The organism is Cyanobacteria bacterium GSL.Bin1 (assembly GCA_009909085.1).
Lineage (GTDB): Bacteria > Cyanobacteriota > Cyanobacteriia > Cyanobacteriales > Rubidibacteraceae > Halothece.
Window position 1 is genome coordinate 1 of record JAAANX010000133.1, and the last position, 4,209, is coordinate 4,209.

At 42.8% G+C, this 4,209-nt stretch carries 7 protein-coding genes; 1 reads left to right on the plus strand and 6 read right to left on the minus strand.

The annotated features are described in order from the left end of the window. Positions 1-199: hypothetical protein (locus tag GVY04_16660; GenBank protein NBD17698.1), on the minus strand; the 199-nt coding region annotated here is incomplete at its 3' end. Positions 200-293: 94 nt separating this feature from the next. Here GVY04_16660 and GVY04_16665 point away from each other — a divergent pair. Beyond that, positions 294-497 carry a hypothetical protein gene (locus GVY04_16665; protein ID NBD17699.1) on the plus strand — a complete coding sequence of 68 codons (204 nt, stop codon included), beginning with the start codon at positions 294-296 and terminating at the stop codon, positions 495-497. Here the strand turns inward: GVY04_16665 and GVY04_16670 are convergent. From GVY04_16670 to GVY04_16690, 5 genes are read right to left on the minus strand one after another with little or no spacing between them, the layout of a single operon-like run. Further along, a complete protein-coding gene (locus GVY04_16670; GenBank protein ID NBD17700.1) occupies positions 494-2,566 on the minus strand; it encodes a UvrD-helicase domain-containing protein in 2,073 nt (690 codons plus the stop codon). The genes GVY04_16665 and GVY04_16670 overlap by 4 nt on opposite strands. Positions 2,567-2,595: 29 nt before the next feature. Continuing rightward, positions 2,596-2,931, minus strand: coding sequence for a DUF86 domain-containing protein (locus tag GVY04_16675; GenBank protein NBD17701.1), 336 nt, complete (start codon positions 2,929-2,931; stop codon positions 2,596-2,598). Continuing rightward, a complete protein-coding gene (locus GVY04_16680) occupies positions 2,928-3,236 on the minus strand; it encodes a nucleotidyltransferase (protein ID NBD17702.1) in 309 nt (102 codons plus the stop codon). The genes GVY04_16675 and GVY04_16680 overlap by 4 nt, the downstream gene beginning before the upstream one ends. 50 nt (positions 3,237-3,286) lie before the next feature. Continuing rightward, a complete protein-coding gene (locus tag GVY04_16685; protein ID NBD17703.1) occupies positions 3,287-3,631 on the minus strand; it encodes a DUF86 domain-containing protein in 345 nt (114 codons plus the stop codon). After that, on the minus strand, positions 3,628-3,951 hold the full coding sequence (locus tag GVY04_16690) for a nucleotidyltransferase (GenBank protein NBD17704.1): 324 nt from the start codon (positions 3,949-3,951) through the stop codon (positions 3,628-3,630). The genes GVY04_16685 and GVY04_16690 overlap by 4 nt, the downstream gene beginning before the upstream one ends. Between the last annotated feature and the right edge of the window lie 258 nt (positions 3,952-4,209).

The following is a 4,209-nucleotide window of genomic DNA, read 5'->3' on the forward strand; positions in this document are numbered from 1 at the left end:
AACGCAACAGCCAGAGGGCCAAGGGGGCTAAAACGCCCAACTGCTTCACCTGAGCGCGGATTTGTTCAATCCCGATTTGCTGGACGAGCGCGATCCCCAGGACAAGGATCATTCCCAAAGCAAACAACCCCAAAAAATCAAGCCATCTCCGACGTTGAGGCGAGGATTTGTTCTCTTGCTTAGGAGATGGGTCAGCCATATTTGCGAATTGAGGTACGAGTCCATTCTATTCCGAGTGCCAATTTACTGAAAAAATCCGCAATCAAGCGATCGCGTCACAACTATGAGAGGGTTTGGCGAGATGGAAGAGCGATCGCCACCCTATTTACCCGCGCCATTATTTGAAAAAACTGGGGTATCGTCAGAACCAATATAACCAAATTGCCAATTATGCCCTAACTCAAAGCGGGATTAATATTCTTGCTCGGCGATCGCGTACCAGAAGACTTTCGATTGACCCGAAGGGTCACCGAGCTTCCCTCGATCGCGCTCATTAAGTTTCAATATCCTCAAGAAATTCTGAGGCTGGATCAACACCTGTGACCAACAAACGATCGCGCGCCCGAGTACAAGCCACATACAGCAAATGCCGTTCTGTCCGATAAACTTCTTCTAAATCCGCTTCATCGGCAACCGTTTCAATCCGTTCTTGTAAGGGAATCACTTCATCATCACACGCCATGACCGCAACCGCCCGAAATTCCATTCCTTTGGCTAAGTGCATGGTGCTAACGGCAATACAGTCGGAAGTGGGAATAATTTTATGGTCTAACTCGACAGAGTTCGCTTGAGCCAGTTCAATAGCGTGTTTTGCTCGTTCCAGTTGTTGCGTTTCTCGAACGAAGATGCCAATTTCATAGGGCTGAAACCCATTGTCGAGACAGTCTTTAATCCATTTGCCAACGGTTTGGATTTCCTGATTGGAATCGGAAAGAATCTCCAGTTGCGGTGGGGGACCATTAAAAACAGAGACAGTTCCTTTGCGTTCTTCTACATTGCCGTCCACATCGCTTAAAGAGAAGGGGAGGAGACGATCGGCTTTTTCTCGGATTTGGTGGCTGGTGCGATAATTAATATTTAAGGTGCGCGATCGCCCTCTGATATCAACCCCTAATGCTTTCCATGAAAACGGTTGCTGGAAGATGCGCTGACCTTGATCGCCGGTGAAAAAGAGACTATCTGGATGTTGTTTGCCTAAACTCGCCAGAAAATGTAACTCAGCGATTCCCAAATCCTGTGCTTCATCGACAACGGCAAAGTCAAAGGGATATTCGCTAGACTCAACTAAAGCCTCCTCTACCCTCCGAAAAATGCCTGCCCAGGTGACTAAGTTTCTCTGATCAAGTTCTTGGTTAACGCGCTCAAAAATTGACCACAAGGCTTCTCGTTGTTTCCCGCCAAGACGAGTTTTTCGTCCCAGACGCGGGACTTCCCGATAGGCTTCCCAGGATTGAATCTGCCAAGCATCAGCCACTTCTGTCCATTCTTCCCATAAGAACCGTTCAGTAAAGCGATCGGGTGCGATTTCTGCTCCTACTTCTACCAGCAGCGATCGCCGCACATCCGGTGTAGCAATTTTCGGCTGACCCAATTTCTGTTTATACAGTTCATAGCCAAAGTCTTTAATCGATCTCACCCAAACGCGATCGGCGATTTCCGAGTTACTGCCAATCAGACGCTCTAGTTTAATGGCAAGGGCATCAGCAAGAGCATGAGAAAATGTGGTGAGTAAAACTTTTGCTTGGGGATGCTGACGAGCTAAAAAGACCGCACGATGGAGGGCGACGATGGTTTTCCCGGTTCCAGCCGAACCAGAAACGCGGGCGGGTCCATTAAATGGGCGTTCGACTAATTCTCGTTGAGCAGGATGCAAGAAAACACTCCATTTTTCCCAAGGAAACGCTAAAGCCCGCTCTAATTCCTCGACATCAGTAAGAACTCGAAAACGGCGTTGTGCATCGGGATGGTTAAAGGGATCGGTGTCGGAGGGAACTTCTTTGGCAATCTTCGGTTTACCGCCAGTCGCGAGTTCTAATAGAGCTTCTGCTGCTTCTTGGGGTAAATGTTCGGCAATGTCAAAGAGAGTGTCTTCTGTGGCTTGTCGCACTTCTTTCAGCCAGTCGGTCGGAACGCCATATCCGAGTAAATCATCATCGCTCACTTCGGCAAATAGCAAGGGCTTTTTCGGTTTCTTGGCGGTCTCGCGCTCAGGGGAAGAAATGGTAACCTCTTCTACAGTTTCCCGCACTTCTACAATTTGTGCTGCTCCTGTGCGAGGATGGCATTCAATTTTTCGTTTTCTAGCCCAAGCATAAGCATCATCATGGTGATCCACATAGCAAAGCAGTAAACTGGTGTCTGTTTTGTGGATAATGAGGCGCAAATCGCGGTTAACACTAACCGACCAGAATCGGGCATCTTTTAGGCGATCGAGTTTATGAAATTTTAGACTCGGTTGAGCAGGATTCATTTGCAGGTCAAAGGCGGTGGTTTTGACTGCTTTTTGTTCCTGATTGGTTAGTTGTGCCAAACTATTTGTAAATGTGTCTGCAATGCGAAATTCCATGTCTATTCTTGACTTAACTTTTAGATATTTTAAGAAAGATCAATAATAATTTGATTGATTTTGCTTTTGAGATCAGGTAAGTTTGTTTCAACAATCATCCATACTTCCTCTAAATCTACCCTGAGATAATTGTGAATTAGTACATCTCTTAACCCTGCCATTCTTCGCCAAGGAACATTAGGATATTGCTCCCGCGTTTCCGAAGATAAAAGTTTGGTTGCTTCTCCAATAATTTCTAAATTGCGAATGACAGCATCTTGCATCATGCGATTTTGTAGAAAGACTTCCTTGCCTTCAATTGTATAGGCTTCTATATTTTCTATACAGTCTTTGATATTACTCAAGTAAAGAAGTTCATTTTTCATAATGGAATCGCTTCTTCTAATACTTTTTCTCGGATTATTTCATGGAGATTTTCAGGTTTAGCAATATCAACTTTTATGCCGAGTAAGTCTTCTAGCTCTTGTTTTAGTGCGATTCTATCTAGCAAACTAATTCCTTGTTTTAAATCCATTAATAAATCAAGATCGCTATTTGGGGTTGCTTCTCCTCTCGCGTAAGACCCAAAAACACGAATATTAGAAGCTCCATATCTTGCTGAAATCTCTATGATTTCTTGTTGTTTTGCTTTAAGATTTGGGGGAATTGGACTGGTATTAGTTCGATTCATCTAGAGTTTCCTTAATAATTTGTTTGATTTAATTGATTTCCTGTCAAAAATCACTGAATATCGTCTAAAATTTGTTGAAGTTGTTGTTTTAATTGAGGAAAATCTTGCTGAGCCGTATTCCACAAAATCTTTAGATTAATTCCAAAATAGTGATGGATCATTTTGTCTCTCATTCCTGCAATTTCTTTCCAAGGGACGCTCGGATAAGCATCTCTTATTTCTAGGGGAACTTGCTTGGAGGCTTCACCGACAATTTCTACAGCACGGGTAACCGCAAAAATGGTTTTTTGATCAGCTTGAAAGGCAGCAAAGTCAAAACCAAGAATAAATTGTTCAGTGGCATTAATGGCATCAAGCATATCTTGTAAGTAGTCTTCTACTTTGCGATTGCTCATAAATAAATGACTTCTTTTAGGATATTTTTTCCCAAGTGCGGTTTGAGTCCATCTTTCGTTACTAAATCGACTTTTCTACCCAGTTTTTCACTCAATTGATTTTCTAAGTGGCAAAAAGTGAACAGTCCAAACTCAATATCAGGACTAAACTCAACTAAAATATCAATATCGCTATTGTCATCTTCTTCCCCTCGGACATAAGAGCCAAAAATCCCCATTTCTTTGATTTGATATTGTTCTTTGATTTCAGGAAAATAAACTCTTAATTTTTGCAAAATGTTTTGCAGTTCACTGGATTGTTTAGAAGTTTGATCAATCATAATCGCTCTTGTTTTCCCTAAAAATCTAAGGTTTGCGCTTGACTTGTGCTGGAAATTATTCCGTCTTCTAGCTCTTGTTTCAGTGCAATCCTATTCCTTCCCAAAGTTCTTCTAGAGGGAAGGTTTTTCTTTGTTTTGCCTCAAGTAGGCTTTGTTTAACGACGTGAGCGAGAATTCCCCCATCTTAACGAAGTAGATGGGGGATGAGAGCGAACTTAGAACGAAGCCTGATCTATTTGTGTTATACTTTATTTATCA

What these genes read in the sequence shown, in the direction of transcription:
- GVY04_16675 (NBD17701.1), bottom strand. Translation starts at nt 2,931, where the DNA reads ATGAAAAATGAACTTCTTTACTTGAGTAATATCAAAGACTGTATAGAA.
- GVY04_16690 (NBD17704.1), bottom strand. Translation starts at nt 3,951, where the DNA reads ATGATTGATCAAACTTCTAAACAATCCAGTGAACTGCAAAACATTTTG.
- GVY04_16670 (NBD17700.1), bottom strand. Translation starts at nt 2,566, where the DNA reads ATGGAATTTCGCATTGCAGACACATTTACAAATAGTTTGGCACAACTA.
- GVY04_16685 (NBD17703.1), bottom strand. Translation starts at nt 3,631, where the DNA reads ATGAGCAATCGCAAAGTAGAAGACTACTTACAAGATATGCTTGATGCC.
- GVY04_16680 (NBD17702.1), bottom strand. Translation starts at nt 3,236, where the DNA reads ATGAATCGAACTAATACCAGTCCAATTCCCCCAAATCTTAAAGCAAAA.